Origin of the sequence: Roseovarius azorensis (genome assembly GCF_900109455.1) — a bacterium.
Taxonomy (GTDB): Bacteria; Pseudomonadota; Alphaproteobacteria; order Rhodobacterales; family Rhodobacteraceae; genus Roseovarius; species Roseovarius azorensis.
The window spans coordinates 34854-54704 of record NZ_FOAG01000014.1 but is presented as its reverse complement, the minus strand read 5'-3'; the positions used below and the strand labels follow the sequence as shown (position 1 = coordinate 54704).

General features: G+C 64.3%; 16 protein-coding genes. 11 read left to right on the top strand and 5 right to left on the bottom strand.

Features of this window, described 5'->3' with window-relative positions:
- Positions 1-3: 3 nt before the first annotated feature.
- Genes BSG08_RS16630 through ispF form a run of 3 tightly spaced genes read right to left on the bottom strand, consistent with a single transcriptional unit; the run spans position 4 to position 2110 of the window.
- A complete protein-coding gene (locus tag BSG08_RS16630; RefSeq protein ID WP_093038974.1) occupies positions 4-474 on the bottom strand; it encodes a CinA family protein in 471 nt (156 codons plus the stop codon).
- On the bottom strand, positions 471-968 hold the full coding sequence (locus BSG08_RS16625; protein WP_093038973.1) for a phosphatidylglycerophosphatase A family protein: 498 nt from the start codon (positions 966-968) through the stop codon (positions 471-473). The genes BSG08_RS16630 and BSG08_RS16625 overlap by 4 nt, the downstream gene beginning before the upstream one ends.
- Entirely contained in the window at positions 950-2110 is a 1161-nt protein-coding gene (gene ispF / locus BSG08_RS16620; protein ID WP_093038972.1) for a 2-C-methyl-D-erythritol 2,4-cyclodiphosphate synthase, read from the bottom strand. The genes BSG08_RS16625 and ispF overlap by 19 nt, the downstream gene beginning before the upstream one ends.
- 160 nt (positions 2111-2270) lie before the next feature.
- On the opposite strand from ispF, the gene dusB reads away from it, so the two are divergent.
- The 5 genes from dusB (at position 2271) to ntrX (ending at position 9496) form a co-directional block, all read left to right on the top strand.
- Entirely contained in the window at positions 2271-3269 is a 999-nt protein-coding gene (dusB, locus tag BSG08_RS16615; RefSeq protein ID WP_093038971.1) for a tRNA dihydrouridine synthase DusB, read from the top strand.
- Entirely contained in the window at positions 3266-4339 is a 1074-nt protein-coding gene (locus tag BSG08_RS16610; protein WP_093038970.1) for a two-component system sensor histidine kinase NtrB, read from the top strand. The genes dusB and BSG08_RS16610 overlap by 4 nt, the downstream gene beginning before the upstream one ends.
- Positions 4340-4342: 3 nt before the next feature.
- Positions 4343-5707 (top strand): response regulator, encoded by a 1365-nt coding sequence (locus tag BSG08_RS16605; protein WP_093038969.1) that lies wholly within the window; start codon positions 4343-4345, stop codon positions 5705-5707.
- A 98-nt stretch (positions 5708-5805) separates the two neighbouring features.
- Positions 5806-8079: a sensor histidine kinase NtrY-like gene (locus BSG08_RS16600; RefSeq protein WP_342742622.1), complete on the top strand. Its 2274-nt coding sequence runs from the start codon at positions 5806-5808 to the stop codon at positions 8077-8079.
- A 7-nt stretch (positions 8080-8086) separates the two neighbouring features.
- Positions 8087-9496, top strand: coding sequence for a nitrogen assimilation response regulator NtrX (gene ntrX, locus BSG08_RS16595; protein WP_093038967.1), 1410 nt, complete (start codon positions 8087-8089; stop codon positions 9494-9496).
- Between the two features lie 506 nt (positions 9497-10002).
- On the opposite strand, the gene BSG08_RS16590 is transcribed toward ntrX, so the two are convergent.
- Entirely contained in the window at positions 10003-10539 is a 537-nt protein-coding gene (locus BSG08_RS16590; RefSeq protein WP_093038966.1) for a hypothetical protein, read from the bottom strand.
- A 32-nt stretch (positions 10540-10571) separates the two neighbouring features.
- Between BSG08_RS16590 and trkA the strand changes: the two genes are divergently transcribed.
- The 4 genes from trkA (at position 10572) to hflX (ending at position 15135) form a co-directional block, all read left to right on the top strand.
- Positions 10572-11951, top strand: a complete 1380-nt coding sequence (gene trkA / locus BSG08_RS16585) for a Trk system potassium transporter TrkA (RefSeq protein WP_093038965.1) — start codon at positions 10572-10574, stop codon at positions 11949-11951.
- Between the two features lie 4 nt (positions 11952-11955).
- Positions 11956-13476 (top strand): potassium transporter TrkG, encoded by a 1521-nt coding sequence (locus BSG08_RS16580; protein WP_093038964.1) that lies wholly within the window; start codon positions 11956-11958, stop codon positions 13474-13476.
- A gap of 145 nt (positions 13477-13621) precedes the next feature.
- Complete coding sequence (gene hfq, locus BSG08_RS16575; RefSeq protein ID WP_093038963.1) at positions 13622-13861, top strand: RNA chaperone Hfq; 240 nt, start codon at positions 13622-13624, stop codon at positions 13859-13861.
- The gene (hflX, locus tag BSG08_RS16570; protein ID WP_093038962.1) at positions 13858-15135 is read left to right on the top strand and encodes a GTPase HflX; all 1278 of its coding nucleotides are present in this window, start codon (positions 13858-13860) and stop codon (positions 15133-15135) included. Before hfq ends, hflX begins: the two co-directional genes overlap by 4 nt.
- 108 nt (positions 15136-15243) lie before the next feature.
- Here the strand turns inward: hflX and purL are convergent, their stop codons facing one another.
- The gene (purL, locus tag BSG08_RS16565; RefSeq protein ID WP_093038961.1) at positions 15244-17409 is read right to left on the bottom strand and encodes a phosphoribosylformylglycinamidine synthase subunit PurL; all 2166 of its coding nucleotides are present in this window, start codon (positions 17407-17409) and stop codon (positions 15244-15246) included.
- 184 nt (positions 17410-17593) lie between these two features.
- On the opposite strand from purL, the gene BSG08_RS16560 reads away from it, so the two are divergent.
- Entirely contained in the window at positions 17594-18625 is a 1032-nt protein-coding gene (locus BSG08_RS16560; RefSeq protein ID WP_093038960.1) for a pyridoxal-phosphate dependent enzyme, read from the top strand.
- The gene (locus BSG08_RS16555; RefSeq protein WP_217649907.1) at positions 18625-19752 is read left to right on the top strand and encodes a M24 family metallopeptidase; all 1128 of its coding nucleotides are present in this window, start codon (positions 18625-18627) and stop codon (positions 19750-19752) included. Before BSG08_RS16560 ends, BSG08_RS16555 begins: the two co-directional genes overlap by 1 nt.
- Positions 19753-19851: the final 99 nt, after the last annotated feature.

Here is a 19851-nt window from a genome sequence, read left to right as displayed (position 1 = left end):
GGGCTACCGGGTCAGGGCGTCAAGCAGCAGCGTCAGCGCGTGATCGCGGGCAAGCCCGCGCACCATGGCCCGGCCCTGTGCGCCGTAGTCCTGCGTTTCGGTCTGCGTGGCGCGGCCGCGCATGGCAAGGCCGAAGCAGACCCGGCCCTCGGGCTTGTGGTCCGAGCCGCCGGGTCCGGCAATGCCGGTGACCGAAACGGCGAGTTGCGCGGCACTATGAGCTAGGGCGCCGTCAGCCATCTCGCCCGCCACCACTTCGGAGACCGCACCATACGCTGCAAGCGTATCAGGCGACACTCCGAGCATCTCGATTTTCGCCTTGTTCGAGTAGGTTACAAAGCCCCGTTCGACCACGTCGGAGGAGCCGGGAATATCAGTGAGTGCAGCCGCAACCATGCCGCCCGTGCAACTTTCGGCGGTGGCGATCATCACACCCTGCGCGCGGGCGGCGCGGAGAATCTCTTCTGTCCTCACAGCCCCAGAATCCCGTGATAGAGCGCGGCGGCCAGCACGACAAACATCCCGGCGGCGATCCCGGCGAATATGTCATCCAGCATGACGCCCAACGCCCCCCGGCGACTGTCGGCCCAGCCGATGAGACCGGGCTTGAGGATGTCAAACATCCGAAAGGCGAGAAAGGCGACGACAAAACCGGGCCAGAGGTCAGGGACTACCGCACCGGCATGGGCGGCTCCGATCGAAACCGGCAGCACGGCGAGCCACTGCCCCGCCACCTCGTCAATCACGATCTCGGACGGATCATGATCGTCTTTTCCGCGTGTTTCCAGATGGGTAGCCCACAATCCTGCCGCAAAGACCAGAACGATTCCCAACCCAAGCAGCCAGGCTCCGCCCGCGACATGCAACCCCCAGGCCAGTGGCAGCGCGGCCAGCGATCCCCAGGTGCCTGGCGCGGGGCGCAGATAACCAACATAAAAGAACGTACAGATCAACCGGGTAAGGTGCATTTTTTCACCAATAATACAACGGCCTGCGCGGCGATGCCTTCCTCGCGACCAGTAAAACCAAGCCGTTCCGAGGTCGTGGCCTTGACGGAAATTCGGTTCGGGGCGACCCCGGTGACGGCTGACAGGGCAGATTGCATGGCGGGTGCATGCGGGGTGATCTTGGGGTGTTCGCAGATCAGTGTGATGTCTACGTTGTTGATTGTAAATGCGTTTGTCAGCGCAAGGTTAACCGCGTGACGCAGGAATACATGGCTCCTGGCCCCCTTCCATTGCGGATCGGTGGGCGGAAAATGGCGGCCGATATCGCCCATCGCCATTGCACCATAGATCGCATCGGTAAGTGCGTGCATGCCGACATCCGCGTCGGAATGACCCTGCAGCCCGCGATTGTGCGGAACGGCCACGCCACAGAGCATGCAGTGATTGCCGGGGCCGAAGCGATGCACGTCAAAGCCGAAGCCGATTCTTGTATCCATGTGATGTCCCAGAATTCTGCCCGCCCTTGCAAAGTCAGCCGGGTAGGTGATCTTGAGGTTGTCGTCGTCGCCTTCGACAATGGTAACGCCCAGTCCGGCGGCGCGGGCCACCTCGACATCATCGGCGGCGGCGCCAGGATGCGCACGATGGGCGGCAAGGATGGCGGCGAAATCAAAACCCTGCGGCGTTTGTGCGCGAAACAGACCCGAGCGATCCTGAGCGCCGCTGACGCGATCGGCAGCGCCTACCCAGAGCGCGTCGGTCACGGCGACAGCGGGGGCGACGGCGGGGGTGTCAGCGCCCTCCAGAGCGCGAAGAATGCTGACAACATGCGAGGGCTTTATGCAGCAGCGCGCGACATCGTGAATGAGGACATGCGCCGGGGCAGAGTCCGGGCATTGCGCGAGGTATTCCAACCCTCCTCGCACCGATGCGGTGCGGGTCGCGCCGCCGATCGTGACCTCGACGCGCGGCGGCGGGGCAAAATGGGCGGCATCGTCCGGGTGCAGAACCACGACGATACGGTCGATTTCCGGCACGACCAGAAACGCATCGAGCGTCCAGTCGATCACGCGTCGCCCGACGAGGGGCTGCCATTGCTTTGGGGTATCCCCGCCTGCGCGGGTGCCCCGGCCTGCGGCGACAATGAGGGCTGCGGTTGTCATGCTATCTGATTACGGTGAGGCGCAGGACAGCGCAATGGCTGAGCGCGCGCCTAAAACTTAGGCATCACCCCGCGATGTGATCGCAACTTAAGCCAGAACGCATTGTTTCAGGGGTGATTCACGGTTAGACAAACGGTGTTGCACAAGGATTAGGCACAAGATGCGTGCATTCGCTGACAGACAACTCTACCCACCGGTGATTCTGGCGCCCATGGCGGGAATCACCGATTTACCGTTTCGCGCTCTGGTGGCGCGGTTCGGCGCGGGGCTGGTGGTCAGCGAGATGATTGCGAGTCAGGAAATGGTGCAGGCCCGACCGGTCGCGCGCGACAAGGCGGAACTGGGTCTTGGCATCGAAAATACCGCCGTGCAGTTGGCGGGATGTGACCCCTACTGGATGGCCGAAGCCGCGCGCATGCTCGAGGCGCGCGGTGCGCGGATGATTGATATCAACATGGGCTGCCCGGCCAAAAAGGTGGTGAGCGCCAGCGGTACCGGCGCCTCGGGTTCTGCGCTGATGCGCGAGCCGGATCACGCGCTGCGGTTGATCGAGGCGGTGGTGAGCGCGGTCGGCGTGCCGGTTACGCTCAAGACACGGTTGGGCTGGGACGATGACAGCCTGAATGCGCCCGAAATCGCGCAGCGGGCCGAAGCGGCGGGCATTGCCATGATCACCATTCACGGGCGCACCCGATGCCAGTTCTACAAGGGGCGGGCCGACTGGGCGGCTATCCGCGCTGTCAGGGCAGCCGTGCGCGTGCCGGTCATCGCCAATGGCGATATCGTTGACGCAGCATCGGCACGTGCGGCGCTGGCAATGTCGGGGGCCGATGGGCTGATGGTGGGGCGCGGGGCTCGCGGGCGGCCGTGGCTGCTGGCGGGGATCGCGGCGGCAGTGCATGGCGGACCGCGCCCGCACGTGCCGGAAGGGGCGGCGCTAGCCGATCTGGTCGCCGGGCATTACGAGGCGATGCTTGGCTTTTACGGGCGCGATCTAGGCCTGCGCGTCGCGCGCAAACACCTGGGCTGGTACATGGATCACGCCGGCACGGACGCCACGCTGCGCCGTGAAGTACTGACGGCGGTGGAGCCGGCCGAAATCCTGCGGCTATTGCCCGGCGCGATGACGGGTCAAAGTGCCCGCAGGAAGGCGGCATGAGCAAGGACGAGGCAATCTGGACCTCTCTGCCAGTTCCGGCGCTGGAACTTGACGAGGCCGACCGGATCGTGCGCATCAATCCCGCCGCCGAAGGGTTCATGATGACCTCGTCGCGCGCGCTGGCCGGTCAGCCGGTCTGGGACCGGCTGGCGGTCAACGCTCCGCTGGAAGAGGCGTTTGAGCGGGCACGCGCCAACGATGCGCCGCTTTTCGTCAATGATGTGGATGTGGGGACGGGCGAACGCGCGCCTATGCAGTGCAACCTGCAGGTAGCGCCGCTGAGCGGGACGCCGGGGCATATGCTCATGCTGATCAGCCCGCGCGAACTGGCCGGCCGCATGGTGCAGAACAGCAGCGTGAAATCGGCGGCAAAATCGGCCATCGGCATGGCTGAGATGCTGGCGCATGAGATCAAGAACCCGCTGGCGGGGATTACCGGCGCGGCGCAACTGCTGTCGATGACGCTGGGCAAGGAGGATCTGGAACTGACCGACCTGATTGTCAGCGAAAGCCGTCGGATCGTGTCCCTGTTGGAGAGGGTCGAGCAGTTCGGTAATGTCAGCGCGCCTGATTTGCGGCCCGTGAATCTTCATGATGTGCTGGACCGGGCGCGGCGTTCGGCGATGCTGGGCTTTGCCGCGCACATGACGCTGGTCGAGGATTACGACCCCTCTCTGCCGGCGGCGCTTGGCGACATGGATCAGCTCTTGCAGGTGGTGCTGAACCTGCTGAAGAACGCGGCCGAGGCGACGGGCGGCAGACCTGGCACGATCCGGCTGCATACCTATTACGAACAATCGCTGAGGGTGCGGCGCGGCGATGGCGTAGGCAAGGCGCTGCCGCTGCAGATCGAGATCATCGACGACGGGCCCGGATTGCCGCCCGAGATCGCCGATGAGGTATTCGATCCTTTTGTCTCGGGACGCGAGAACGGCACCGGGCTGGGATTGGCGCTGGCGGCCAAGATCATTTCCGACCATGACGGCTGGATTTCGGTGAGTTCGGTGCCCGGGCGCACGGTGTTTCGCATTTCGCTGCAACGCGCAGAAATGACAAGTCAGGGAGACTAGGCAATGGATGGCACGGTATTGGTGGCAGATGATGACCGCACGATCCGTACGGTTCTGACGCAGGCGCTGACGCGGGCGGGATGCCGGGTGCATGCCACGTCGTCGCTGACCACGCTGATGCGGTGGGTGGCCGAAGGCAAGGGCGATGTGGTGATCACCGATGTGATGATGCCCGATGGCAATGGGCTGGAGATGCTGCCCAAGATCGGACAGGATCGCCCCGGCCTGCCGGTGATCGTGATTTCGGCGCAGAACACGATCATGACGGCAATCAAGGCGGCAGAGGCCGATGCCTATGATTACCTGCCCAAACCGTTCGATCTACCCGATCTGATGAAGCGCACGGCGCGGGCGCTTGAGGCGCGCGCGCGGCGACCCGCGCGCGCGGCCGAGGTGGAACGACCCGAGGATCTGCCGCTGATCGGGCGCACCCCGGCGATGCAGGCGCTCTACCGCGTGGTCGCGCGGATCATGAACACAGACCTGCCGGTGATGATCAGCGGCGAATCGGGTACCGGAAAATCGCTGCTGGCCAAGGCTATCCATGACTTCTCGGACCGGCGCACGCTGCCATTCATCACTGTCACGCCGGGCGATCTGCGCGAGATGGACGGACCCTCGCGGGTGATGGCGCGCGCGCGCGGCGGCAGTATCGTGCTTGACGAACTGACCGATCTGCCGCTTGAGGCGCAGGGTCGCGTGGTGCGGATGATGGATGCGCCGGGCGATCATGTGCCGCGCTTCATGGCCACCAGTCGGGTGCCGCCCGCTCAGGCACTGGACGAGGGGCGGCTGCGGGAGGATCTGTATTACCGCCTGAGCGGCGCGGTGATCGACGTGCCTTCCTTGCGAGAACGGGTCGAGGATATCCCGCTGCTGGCCGGGCATTTTCTGGCGCGCGACGAGCGTGACGGACAACCATTGCGGCGGCTGTCGGAGCCTGCGGCGGAACTGATGCGCGCCTATAGCTGGCCGGGCAATGTACGGCAACTTGAGAACGCGGTGCGGCGCATTGGCCTCACGGCTATGGCCGAGGAGATCAGCCGCGCCGAGGTGGAGGCGGTGCTGGGCAATCAGCCGAGCGCTGAACCGGTGGTCCTTGGCAAGCTGCGCGGTGAGAGCCTGTCCGCCTCGGTGGCGGGGCATCTCAAGCGCTATTTCGATCTGCACGGAACAGAACTGCCGCCTGCCGGACTCTATACCCGAATCCTGCGCGAGGTCGAGGCGCCGCTGATCGGGATCGCGCTGGATGCCACGGCGGGAAATCAGGCGAAATGCGCCGATCTGCTGGGGATAAACCGGAATACCCTGCGCAAGAAGATCACGGAACTGGATATTCAGGTGACACGCCGCCGCAAGTTGATGTAAAACTGCAACAGGACTGTGACCTGATGTGAATCCAAGCACGTTACGGTCCATATGTTGCGGGGCGCACCAGTTGCGCCACTACTTGAATGAGGGAGCGCGTGGCAACACGGACACGCACGTTGAAGGGCAGACGCCTGTCCTGGGACGGAATCAGCCGCCTGCGTCGCCTGCAGAGATTGCAGAACGGGGCGACGCTGGGTCTGGTGGTGCTGGGGCCGTTGCTGGCGCTGGCCACCTATCTGTTGATGGGGCCGCTCGATCAGGGGGCCTCGTCGAACGGGCTGCGCCTCGTGCTGCTCTTCGACATGATCTATGTGCTGATGGTCGCGGGGCTGGTGCTGCAACGGGTGGCGCGGATGGTGGCCGCGCGCCGCAGCCGTTCGGCGGGCTCGCGGCTGCATCTGAGGCTGACGGGGGTGTTCGCGCTGATGGCGCTCTTGCCCACGGTGATGGTGGCGGTGTTTGCCATGCTGTCGGTCAACATGGGGCTGGAGGCGTGGTTCTCCGACCGGGTGGGCCGGGTGGTGGACAGTTCGGTCGCCGCAGCACAAGCCTATGAAGACGAGCATCGGCGTGATCTGGTGACCGATGCGCGGGTGTTGGCGCAGGTGATCGACGCCACCAAGCGCGCCTCGGTCTTCATGACCGACGGCGATATCCGGCAAGTGCTCTCCTCCGGGCAGCGCGAGATTCAGCGCGGGTTGCGCGAGGCTTTCGTGATCGACGGCAGTGGCACGATCCGGGCGCGCGGCGAGCGGTCCTATCTCTTCGATTACGAAGAACCGACCGCAGAGCAGATTGCGCAGGCCTATGCCGAGGGCGTGCTGGTGATCCGGGACTGGGACAATGACGAATTCCGCGCCCTTATCCCTCTGGCCGGGTTTGCCGACCGCCTGCTCTATGTCAGCCGGACGGTGGACGGCGCAATCCTGAACCTGCTCGACGACACGCAGGAAACGGCGGTCTTCTACAAGCAGCGCGAGAGCGAACGGGGTCGGGTGTTGTTCGAATTCGGGCTGCTCTATCTGGGGTTCGCGGTCATTCTGATCCTGGCGGCGATCTGGCTGGGGATGTGGTTCGCCGAACGCCTGTCGCGCCCGGTAGGGCGGCTTACATCGGCTGCGCAACAGGTGGGCGAGGGCGATCTGGACACGCAGGTGCGCGAGGAAGAGGGCGATGACGAGATCGCGCAGTTGAGCACTTATTTCAACCAGATGACCCGGCAACTGAAACGCCAGCGCGACACGCTGCTGGCCAATACCCAGCAGATCGAGCGGCGGCGGCGGTTGTTTGACTCGGTGCTGGGTTCGGTTTCGTCGGGTGTGGTGGGGCTGGACGCCAAGGGGCGGATCACTTTTGTCAATCGCGCCGCCGAGCGGCTGCTGGACTGGCAGGAGGATCAGCAGTCGCTGTCGCTAAGCGTGGCAGTGCCGGAATTTGCGGCGCTGTTCGACCGGCTGCGGGCCAACCCCGGTGGGTTTGTCCAGGAAGAGATCAGGGTGGCGCGCGGCACGCGGCAGGAAAATCTGCTGGTGCGGATGTCTACCCGGATCGGTGAGGCGGGACGGCGCGAAGGCTATGTGGTGGCGTTTGACGATGTGACCGATCTGGTCACTGCACAGCGCATGGCCGCCTGGGGCGATGTGGCGCGGCGGATCGCGCACGAGATCAAGAACCCGCTTACACCCATTCAACTGAGCGCCGAGCGGATCAAGCGCAAGTTTTCCCGGCAGTTGGAGCCGGATCAGTCGGAAAGCCTGGAACAGTTGACAGATGTGGTGATCCGGCAGACCAGCGACCTGCGCCGAATTGTCGACGAGTTTTCGAAATTCGCCCGCATGCCCGAACCCCAGACCACTCAGGAGAGCCTGACCAAGGTGCTACGCGAGGCGATTCTGCTGCAGGAAAGCGGGCAACCCGACGTGCGTTTCGAGGTGGCCCTGGATGAGGCCCCGCTCTGGGCAGAGATCGACGCGACGATGATCAGCCAAGCGCTGAACAATCTGATCAAGAACGCCGGCGAGGCGATAGAGAGCCTGCGCGAACGCGGTGCGCCCGAGGAATTTGCCCCCGAGATCCGGGTAGAGAGCACCGCCGAGGGGGGCGAGGCGGTGATCCGCATCTCGGACAACGGCATTGGCCTGCCGCAGGACCGCGCCCGGCTGTTCGAACCCTATGTGACGACGCGCGAAAAGGGCACGGGGCTGGGTCTGCCGATCGTCAAGAAGATCATCGAGGAACATGTCGGCACGCTGGTGCTGGAGGATGCAGAGCCGTTTCATCCGGGCGCACACGCGGGCGCCATGGCAGTGATCCGCCTGCCGCTTGTCGGCGCGATGCCCGGATTAGCAGAGGCCAAGGCGGCCGTATGAGGAACCAATGAGTGATATTCTGATTGTCGATGATGAGCGCGATATCCGCGAACTGATCTCGGATATCCTGAAGGACGAGGGTTACAGCACCCGCTTGGCCGGAAATTCCGATGAGGCGATGTCTGCGATTGCCACCGAGCAGCCGGGTCTGCTGATCCTCGACATCTGGCTCAAGGACAGCAACATGGACGGGATTGACATCCTGAAGACGGTCAAGCGCGACTATCCGGATGTGCCGGTGGTGATCATCTCGGGTCATGGCAATATCGAGATCGCGGTGGCCGCGATCAAGCAGGGCGCCTATGATTTCATCGAAAAGCCTTTCAATATCGACCAGCTGATGGTGGTGATCCGGCGCGGTATGGAAACCAGCCGCCTGCGCCGCGAGAACCAGGCGCTGCGGCGGCGCGAGACGGCGCCCTCGGAGATGTTGGGCGGTTCGGCGGCGTTCCGCGCGCTGGTGAGCCAGCTCGACAAGGTGACGAAATCCAATGGCCGGGTGCTGCTCACCGGGCCTGCCGGTTCGGGCAAGGAACTGGCGGCACGCTATATCCATGCCAATTCGCTAAGGTCCAATGCACCATTTGTCTGCGTCGGCTGCGCCTCGATAGAGGCGGACCGGATGGAAGAGGTGCTGTTTGGCCGCGAAAGCGCGGATAGTGGCGTGACACCCGGGCTGCTCGAAGAGGCCAATGGCGGGGTGATCTATTTCGACGAGGTGGCGGACATGCCACCCGGCACGCAGTCCAAGATCCTGCGGGTGCTGGTGGATCAGACATTCCTCAGGGTGGGCGGCAACGAAAAGGTCAAGGTCGACCTGCGGGTGCTGTCCTCGACCAGCCGTAATCTCGAGGCCGAGATCGCCGCCGAGCGTTTTCGCAGCGAACTCTATCACCGGCTGAACGTGGTCCCGATCGCGGTGCCCAGCCTTGAGGAGCGGCGCGAGGACATTCCGGCGCTCGCCGCGCATTTCATCGAGATGTTCCACAAGACCCAGGGTCTGCCGCTGCGTGATCTGAGCGAAGAGGCGGCGGCACTGTTGCAGACCATGCGCTGGCCTGGCAATGTACGGCAGTTGCGCAACGTGATCGAGCGGGCGCTGATCCTGGGCGACGAGACCGGTCCCATTGCCGTGCGCGACCTGCCCGGCGAGGCCGGCGGCGGTGTGGACGAGGGGCGCGTAGTGTTGTCGGGTGCGATTGCCACCATGCCGCTGCGCGAGGCGCGCGAGGCGTTCGAGCGTGAGTATCTGCTGACCCAGATCAACCGCTTCGGCGGCAATATCAGCCGCACGGCGGAATTTGTCGGCATGGAACGCAGCGCGCTGCATCGCAAGCTGAAATCGCTGGCGGTGATGAGCGGCGTCAGGAACGGCCGGTCCGGCGAGGATGAAATGGAGAGCGAGGCGGCGGACTGAGCGCACTCATACGCAGTGGCGGAGCCGCCAGTCACCGGGGTGCAGTCGCCATTTGCCACTGTCGGTCAGCGCCACGACACGGCTGCGATTCCCAGCACGAGCCAGAACGCAGTCTGCGCCAGGCCGGGCAGAGCGGGAATCAGCATATGCGACAGCACAGTGGGCGGCGGCCGATTTTGAGATCGTGCTTCGGGGTCGGGCTGGAGCGATGAAAGTGGCCAAGTTCGGTCGCGGCATTTCTCATTGAGCAGCATCTGAGGACGGCCAGGACAACACGAGGATCGTCATAAAGTTGGGAAAACGAGGCGGTGGAGTCGAGAGATTTCACTACTGGCAAGGGCCTTTCATCAGGGGGGATTGAAAACGGCGGGCAAAAGGTCCGCATTGTTGACCAACATGGCCTGAGGCAATCACACAATCACAATTTGCAACCGGAGTCGCTGCATAGCCGCTATTATATGCGGACATCCCCGGTCCGGGAGGGCGAAAACGACTTTGGAACCGTGCTACTGCGGCGTCACGATCCGCCACTTGCCCGAGGCCAGGCGCAGCGCGCAGCTGCCGGGGCCAAGAGGCGGCTGCGCCGGATCGGCGGGCAGGGCGGACAGCCGCACCTCGGCGGGGTCGCATTGCGGTAGCGAGACCGGGCGATAGCCCGCCTCGGCCATACACTGCTCGGTGACTCGGCCACGCAGGGCTGCGTTGGCGTCATAACTCTCGGTGCGCGCCGGCTGGACGAGGTAGGTTCTGGGATAACAGCGACCATAGCTGTTGCAATAGGTCCGGGTCGAATACTGCGCCGGGATGAACCGTGTGCGTATATCGCGCGGTACCCGGTCCAACGCCGCCACTGCGCAGTTGGTGAGGTTGCTCTCGACCTGCGCAGGGCTGGCGCCGGGCTTGTAATAGAGCGCAGGCGGCGCGCAGGCGGTGAGCGCGGCAAGAAGGACGGCGGGGCCATGTTTCAGCAGTTGCATGGCGGCAGTATAGAAGCTGGTCGCGGTCAGGACAAAGCAATTGACCAGGGTTGGGCCATCTGTCATGCAACAGCCTCAGACAGGATGAGGCAAGAAGCATGAAGGTCATCATCTGCGGCGCCGGTCAGGTGGGCTGGCAGATCGCACGGCATCTGTCGGGGGAAAGGAACGACGTTACGGTTGTCGACAACAACCCCGATCTGGTGCGCCGCGCCAGCGATACGCTAGACGTTCAGGGCATCACCGGCTTTGCCTCTTATCCCGATGTTCTGGAGCGCGCGGGCGCGCGCGACGCCGACATGATCATCGCCGCCACCCATTCCGACGAGGTGAACATGGTGACCTGTCAGGTGGCGCATTCGGTCTTCGGCATCAGCCGTAAGATCGCGCGCCTGCGCAGTCAGTCCTATCTGGATGCGATCTATTCCGATCTCTATCGGCGCGATCATGTGCCGATCGACGTGGTGATCAGTCCCGAGCGCGAGGTGGCGCAGGCCGCGTTGCAACGTCTGGCGGCCCCGGCGGCCTTTGACACCGAGATGTTCATGGGCGGCACCGCGCAGCTGATGGGACTGCGGTTGGAAGAGGACTGTCCGGTGCTCAACACGCCGCTGCGGCAGTTGAATGATCTTTTCTCGACCCTACGGGTGGTGGTTCTGGCGGTACGCCGCGAGGGGCGTCTGTTTGCGCCCGAGGCGGGCGATCAGCTTTTTGAGGGCGACGAATGCTATCTCTTTGCGCCGGTCGAGGATGTGCCGCGCACGCTGGAGGTGTTTGGCAAGTCGCAGAAGAAACAGGAGCGCGTGGTCATCATCGGCGGTGGCAATATCGGTCTTGCGGTGGCGCAGGCGCTGGAAACCCGACCCGGCGGGCGGATTCGCGCCAAGATGATCGAAAAGAGTCGCGCGCAGGCCGAACGAGCGGCGGATGCACTTGAGCGCACCATTGTGCTGAATGGCGACGGGTTGAGCGCCGCGCTGCTCACCGAGGCGGGAATTGCCCGCGCCGACGCGGTGCTGGCAGTCACCGATGACGACAAGACCAACATGCTGGCGGCCGTGCGCGCCAAGTCCGAAGGCTGTCCCTTTGCCATTTCGCTGATCAACGATCCCACCATGGTGCCCTTGCTGGAACCTCTGGGGATCGACGCATATATCAACCCGCGCGCCACCACCGTCAGTTCTATCCTGCGCCATATCCGGCACGGCAAGGTGCGTGGGGTCTATTCCATAGGCGACGCCGAGGCCGAGGTGATCGAGGCCGAGGTGATGTCGACCTCGTCCATCGCCGGGGCGGTGCTGCGCGATATCGACTTTCCCGAAGGTGTGCTGGTCGGCGGTGTCCGAAAAGGCGGCAAGATCGTCAAGCCCGCAGGCGGATTGCGGATCGAGGCGGGTGATGTGGTCGTGATCTTTGCGCTTGCGGCGGATGTGGCAGCGGTCGAGCAGCTGTTGCAGGTCTCGATCGACTTTTTCTGATCCGATGACCGCGCGGCTGCTCAGCTTTCCCCTGATCCTGGTCCTCGCCGGAATGGCGGCGCTGCTGATGTTCCTGCCCGCCATCGACGCCCTGATGCGCGATGACACCAGCGTGGCGCGACCGTTTTTCTATTGCGGCATCCTGGGTCTGGCGCTGATGCTGGTGATCGGGTTGGCGATGTCCGGGCCAAACCGGCGGGCTGCCAGCGATACGCAGAACCTTTTTTCGCTGTTGCTGGCCTATGCGTTCCTGCCATTCTATCTGGCGATTCCTTTTTATGAGGGGGTTGGCAACACCACCTTTCTGAATGCCTGGTTTGAGATGGTGTCGAGCTTCACCACCACCGGGGCCACACTGTTTGGCGCGCCGGGCCGGATCGCGGACAGCCTGCATCTGTGGCGGGCGCTGGTGGGCTGGGGCGGCGGGCTGCTACTCTGGATCTCGGCCTCGGCGGTGCTGGCTCCGCTGAGCCTTGGCGGGTTCGAGGTGACGGCGCGGGCCGAGCCGGGGCAGGATGACACGCTGCAGGGTCGATTCGAGCGTGCCAATCCGGCGCGGCGGCTGGCACAGGCCACGGCCACGCTCGGGCCTGTCTACATAGGACTGACCGGGGCCCTCTGGATCATCCTGATGATCGGCGGCGAGCGCGCCTTTGTGGCGCTGGTGCATGCGATGTCCACCATGGCCACAAGCGGCATTTCCTCGATCGGCGGGGTGCAGAACGGGGCGGCGGGCTTTGCCGGAGAGTTCGCTATCTTTCTCTTCCTATTCTTTGCTCTGTCTCGACTCACGTTCTCGTCGGACACGATCACCACGGCACGGGCCGGTGTGATCCACGATCCTGAATTCCGGCTGGGCATGATCCTGATCACCGGGGTGCCGCTGGTGCTGTTCCTGCGCCACTGGATCGCGGCCTTCGACGTCGACGAGATTGAAAATCTTGGCTTGGCGTTGCGGTCGCTGTGGGGGGGGCTGTTTACCGCGCTGTCGTTCCTGTCGACCACCGGGTTCCAGAGCGCTGACTGGCAGGCGGCGCGCGACTGGTCCGGGCTGGGCACGCCGGGCCTGATCCTTTTGGGCCTATCGCTGGTGGGCGGCGGGGTTGCGACCACGGCGGGCGGGGTCAAGCTGTTGCGGGTCTATGCGCTCTATCTGCACGGTCGGCGCGAGGTCGAGCGGTTGGTGCATCCGTCCTCGGTCGGGCGCGACACCGGTCTGGGTCGGCGGATCCGGCGACAGGGGGCCTATATCGCATGGATATTCTTCATGCTGTTTGCGATGTCACTAACGGTTGTAGCGGCACTTCTGGCGCTATTCGGGCAGGGGTTCGAGTCCGCGCTGATCCTTGCCATATCGGGTCTGTCGACCACCGGGCCACTGGTGCAGACCGCAAGCGATGTGCCGATCCGGCTGATCGAACTGAGCGCGGGGGCCAAGATCGTCTTCGCTGGGGCGATGGTGCTGGGACGGCTGGAAACGCTGGCGCTCATCGCACTTCTGAATCCTGCATTCTGGCGCGATTAACCGAGGTCGCTCCGCCACGTCCTGAGCCTTGGAATGATTTCATTTTTGGGCTGGAAACTCGCGCGTGGGCAGGACATACTCACGCTCGATTACCGACCCTGAGCGCCGATGCGCGGCGCAGGCAAGAAAAAAGGCAGGAAGACGCATGGCTTCTGATCGACAAAATTTGCAGGACGCATTTCTCAATCAGGTACGCAAGACCAAGATCCCGGTCACGATATTTCTGATCAACGGGGTCAAGTTGCAGGGTGTCATCACCTGGTTCGACAATTTCTGCATCCTGCTGCGCCGCGACGGGCAATCGCAACTGGTCTACAAACATGCGATTTCGACGATCATGCCGTCGCAGCCGGTGAATCTATATGACGGTGACGAGGCGACTTGAGCGATACCGCGCGCCCGCGCACACGGGCCTGGGTCATACATCCTGACATTGCCGGGGCCGGCAGGCTCCGCGATCCGGCGCTGGCGCTGGAAGAGGCTGTGGCGCTTGCCCATGCCCTGCCGGATCTGGAGGTGGTGGGGTCAGCGGTCGTGCGCCTGCGCAAACCCGACGCCGGGCGGCTTCTGGGCCGGGGCAAGCTGGCGGACCTGGGGCAGGCGATCACCGCATCGGAGGCGGATCTGGTGCTGATCGACGGACCCGTCAGCCCGGTGCAGCAGCGCAACCTGGAAAAGGAATGGGGTGTCAAGCTGCTCGACCGCACCGGGTTGATCCTCGAAATCTTCAGCGACCGCGCCGCCACCCGCGAAGGTGTGCTGCAGGTGGAAATGGCGGCGCTGAGCTATCAGCGCACCCGGCTGGTGCGGGCCTGGACCCACCTTGAGCGGCAGCGCGGCGGCCTTGGCTTTGTCGGCGGTCCCGGCGAGACTCAGATCGAGGCGGACCGGCGGGCGATCGACACGCAACTGGTGCGCCTGCGTCGACAGCTGGACAAGGTGGCGCGCACCCGTGGCCTGCACCGCGCCGCCCGCGCCAAGGTGCCCTTTCCGATCGTGGCGCTGGTGGGTTATACCAACGCTGGCAAGTCCACTCTGTTCAACCGCCTTACAGGGGCCGAAGTTCTGGCAAAAGACATGCTTTTTGCCACGCTTGACCCGACCATGCGGCGGGTGCACCTGCCGGATGGCGGGCCCGAGGTGATCCTGAGCGACACGGTGGGTTTTATCAGCGATCTGCCAACCGAACTGGTGGCTGCGTTCCGCGCCACGCTGGAAGAGGTGCTGGAGGCCGATCTGATCTGCCATGTGCGCGACATCGCCCACCCCGAAAGCCGCGCGCAGGCGGCGGATGTGGCGGCGATTCTGGGCAAGCTGGGGGTCAGGGACACGGTGCCCCGGATCGAGGTCTGGAACAAGATCGACCGGCTGGATGAAGAGACCCGCATCGCGGCCGTGACGCAGGCCGCGCGCCAGGGTAATGTGCTGGCGGTCTCGGCGGTCACCGGGCAGGGTATCAGTGATCTGGTGGCCGCGATCACCCGTGCACTCGCCGACGTAACCCACGAGAGCCAACTGCGCCTTGGCTTTGACGAGGGGCGCAAGCGGGCTTGGCTGTTCGAAAAGGATCTCGTCGAAACAGAACGTCAGACCAGCGAAGGGTTTGAGATTACCGTGCGCTGGTCCACCCGGCAGGAGGCGCAGTTTCACGAACTGTGACGGGGTGCGCGGTCTGGCAATCGCAGCGTCTGACGAGGGTTTGGTGATCGTGCAACCTATCACCGGGGCCCAGATATCCGTTCCAGATCACAAGAGCGTATCTGTTCTTCAACCAAAGATCATGTCAAATGTGCTGCGAAAGATGTCAGACAACTCGGCGAGCGGGGCTTCGGAGCGGCCCATGCGGACTATGTCGCCGGTAAACCGGCCCACACAGCTGAGCGACACACCCGCCTGTCCGGCAGCGATCATCAACGCCTCGGCCTGATCGAAATTGCAGGCGATGAGATAGCGCGCCTGATCCTCGCCAAAAAGCGTGGCGGTATCGTCGGCATCAAGGTGAACGCCGATGCCCGCCGCCTCTGCCATCTCGAAGGCCGCCAACGCTAGCCCGCCATCGGAAAGGTCGGTGCAGGCGCGGATCAGCGCGTGATTTGCGCGGATGAAATCGCCGTGACGTTTCTCGGCCTCGAGATCGACCGTAGGTGCGTCGCCCTCAGTGCGGTTGAATACCTCTGCCAGCAGCGCCGATTGTCCGAGATGGCCACGGGTTTCACCCAGGACCAGCGCCACATGCCCCTCGCGCGCCTGCCCGGTGATCGCCGTGGCGGGGTCGCGGATCAGACCTACCGCGCCGATGGTGGGGGTGGGCAGGATCGCCGCACCATCGGTCTCGTTGTAGAGCGAGACGTTGCCCGAGACGATGGGCATGTCCAGGGCCGCGACGGCCTGACCGATGCCTTTGATCGCGCCGACGAATTGCCCCATGATTTCAGGCTTTTCAGGATTGCCGAAATTTAGGTTGTCAGTGGTGGCGAGCGGCAACGCGCCAAGTGCTGTAAGGTTGCGATACGCCTCGGCAACCGCCTGTTTGCCGCCCTCAAAGGGGTTGGCCCTGACGTAGCGAGGGGTCACATCGGAGGTGAAGGCCAGCATCTTATCGGTGCCGTGCACGCGGATCAGCCCCGCGCCCTGTCCTGGCGTGCGGACGGTATCGGCCATGACCATGGTGTCGTATTGCTGATAGACCCATTCGCGCGAGCAGTAGTTGGCCGACCCGATCAGCGCCCGAAGCCCGTCGATCGGATCGACCGAGGGCACCGAGGCGGAGTCAAGCGGCGCAGGCGGTGGGGTTTCCGCCCAAGGCCGGTCGTATTCCGGGGCCGATCCCGATAGTGTGGCGAGGGGCAGGTCGGCCTTGACGTCATTGCCATGCAGGATGAGAAAGCGGTCCTCGGCGATGGTCTCGCCAACGATGGCAAAATCGAGATCCCATTTTTCGAACACCGCGCGCGCCTCGGCCTCAAGTTCGGGGCGCAGGACCATGAGCATGCGTTCCTGGGATTCCGAGAGCATCATCTCGTAGGCGGTCATGCCCTCTTCGCGCTGTGGAACGGCGTCGAGTTGCAGCTTGACACCAAGCCCGCCCTTGTCGCCCATTTCCACTGCCGAACAGGTCAGGCCGGCGGCCCCCATGTCCTGAATGGAAATGACCGCGCCGGTGGTCATCAGTTCCAGACAGGCCTCCATCAGGCGCTTTTCGGTGAATGGATCGCCGACCTGCACTGTGGGACGCTTCTCCTCGATGGTTTCGTCGAATTCGGCCGAGGCCATGGTCGCGCCGCCGACACCGTCGCGCCCCGTCTTGGCACCGAGATAGACCACCGGCATGCCGACACCGGAGGCGGCGGAATAGAATATCTTGTCGGCATCGGCCAGGCCTGCGGCAAAGGCGTTGACGAGGCAGTTGCCGTTATAGGCCGGATCGAACCGCACTTCGCCACCCACGGTCGGTACGCCAAAGCAGTTGCCATAGCCACCGATGCCCTCGACCACGCCATGCACGAGGCGGCGGGTTTTAGGGTGATCAAGCGCACCGAAGCTGAGCGCGTTCATCGCGGCTATGGGGCGTGCGCCCATTGTGAACACATCGCGCAGGATGCCGCCCACGCCGGTGGCCGCACCCTGATAGGGCTCGATATAGGAGGGATGGTTGTGGCTCTCCATCTTGAAAACCACGGCTTGCCCGTCGCCGATGTCGACGACTCCCGCGTTTTCACCTGGCCCGCATATCACCTGCGGCCCGGTGGTGGGCAGGGTGCGCAGCCATTTCTTCGAGGACTTGTAGGAGCAATGTTCGTTCCACATGGCCGAGAAGATGCCAAGCTCGGTGAAGGTCGGCTCGCGTCCGATGATGTCGAGAATGCGTGCGTATTCATCGGGCTTGAGGCCGTGGGCCGCGATCAGCTCTGGCGTGATGGACGGTTCCTGCATGGCGCGACGATCCTTCAAGGCTGTGGATGCGCGCGTCTTTAAAGCATGGTTGCGGCGGGGGGAAGGGGCCTTGCGGGCAGTGCGAGTGGCGGATGCGGGATATGGGTATTTTTGCCAAGAAGAAACAGGGACGGCTTGACCTCAGGACGGATATCGCCTTGCCTGTGTGAAAAAGGGGGATGAGATGCAGCGGCTAGATAATCCCTGGCGGGGCAAAGGGCTGCCCGAAGCGGTGCTGGCGGGTGCGCCTTGGCCGAGTGTCAAGGCGAGCGCGGTACGCGACCTGCTGGCGCGCTGCCCGGCGGCGGCGGAAACGCCGCTGCTGCGCGTACCGGGGTTTGGTGTGGATCTCTGGGTGAAAGATGAGCGCGGGCGCATGGGGCTGGGCAGTTTCAAGGCGCTTGGTGCGGCCTATGTGATCGCTCATGCCGCCGCCGGGACGGGCGCGCAGGACATGGTGCGCGCGCTGGCGGGGTGGACCTATGTGACGGCAAGCGCGGGTAATCACGGGCTTTCGGTGGCGGCGGGGGCGCGGGCTTTTGGCGCGCGGGCGGTGGTCTGTCTTGCCGAGACAGTGCCTGAGGGTTTTGCCGGGCGACTGCATGCCAAGGGGGCGGAGGTGATCCGCGCGGGCGCGGATTACGAGGCGAGCATGGTGGCGGCGGGTCGGCTGGCGCAGGACAACGACTGGATATTGCTGTCGGACAGTTCCTGGCCAGAATACTTCGAACTGCCGCACCGGCTGATGGAGGGCTATCTGGCGATGGCCGAAGAGGTGACGCGGGCCATGACAACCCGGCCCTCGCACATCCTGTTGCAGGCCGGTGTTGGCGGGCTGGCGGGGGCCTGTGCGGCGTGGTTTCGCAATGTCTGGGGGGATGGTCCGCAGATCATTGTGGTGGAGCCGGACCGCGCGCCCGCGTTGCAGGAGAGCATCCAAGCGGGCCGCCCGGTCGAGACGACGGGGCCGGTGTCGGTCATGGGACGGCTCGACTGCAAGGTGCCCTCTCTGATTGCTCTGAAGGGGTTGGCGCGGGACGCGGATGCCTTTGTAACGATCACCGATCAGGAGGCGCAGGCGGTGCTGGGGGATCTGGCGGCGCGGGGGCTGGCCACAACGCCGTCCGGCGGGGCAGGGATTGCGGCGCTGCGGCATCTGGACCTGCCGGAAGCGGCGCGGGTACTGTGCATCCTGAGCGAAGAGGCCGAGGCGTGATGCGCGGATTCGATGTGGCGGAGTATCGTGCGCGAGTGGCGCGCGCGCAGTCGATGATGGCACGCGAGGGACTGGGGGCGCTCTTGCTGACGACCGAACCGGAACTGCGCTATTTCACCGGATTTCTGACGAGGTTCTGGGAAAGCCCCAGCCGCCCGTGGTTCCTGATCCTGCCCGCGGCGCGCGATCCGGTGGCGGTCATTCCCTCGATCGGGGCGACGCTGATGGAGTGGACATGGCTGCGTGATATCCGCACATGGGCCGCACCCGACCCGGATGACGATGGGGTATCGCTGCTGTGTGAGGCTCTGCGTGAGGTGGGCGGACCCGTGGGAGTACCCTCGGGGCCGGAGAGCCATCTGCGCATGCCGTTGGCGGATTTCGAGCGGCTGAAGCGTGCGAGCGATCTGGAATGGTGCGGCGATGCGGGGATTGTGGCGGGGTTGCGCGCGGTGAAATCGCAGGCCGAGATCGTCAGGATCGCGCATGTCTGCGGGATCGCGGGACGCGCGTTCGACCGGGTGGCCGAGATTGCGGCGCCGGGCGTGGCGCTCAGCCGGGTATTTCGCGATTTCCAGCGGCTATTGCTCGAGGAGGGGGCGGACTGGGTCCCCTATCTGGCGGGCGGTGCGGGGCCGGAGGGCTATGCCGATGTGATCTCGCCCGCCTCTGACGTGCCGCTGGCGTGGGGCGATGTGCTGATGCTGGACACGGGCGCGGTCCAAGACGGGTATTTCTGCGATTACAACCGGAATTTCGCGATTGGTGCGGCACATGGGCGGGCAAGGGCCGCACATGCCCGCCTGATCGAGGCAACACTGGCGGGCGAGGCCGCGGCGCGCGCCGGGGTGCGGGCCAGCGATGTCTGGCAGGCGATGGCCGCAATCACCGGTGGCGGGGCGGGCGCGGGGCGATTGGGGCACGGGCTGGGCATGCAACTGACCGAGGGGTTGTCGCTGACGGCGAAGGACCATACCGTGCTGACCCCCGGTATGGTCATCACGTTGGAGCCAGGGGTGGAGACCGTGCCAGGGCGGATCATGGTGCATGAAGAGAATATCGTGATCACGCAAGGCGCGCCGCAGCGACTGTCGCGGTTTGCCGGTCCGGACCTGCCCGTGATCTGACAGATCTGCATAAAATCCGGGCAGCGCGAAAAAAAGGCCGAGCACTAAGCTCGGCCATAGTCCAACAGGGAGGTATGATAGTGACCGCCTTGCGGCTAT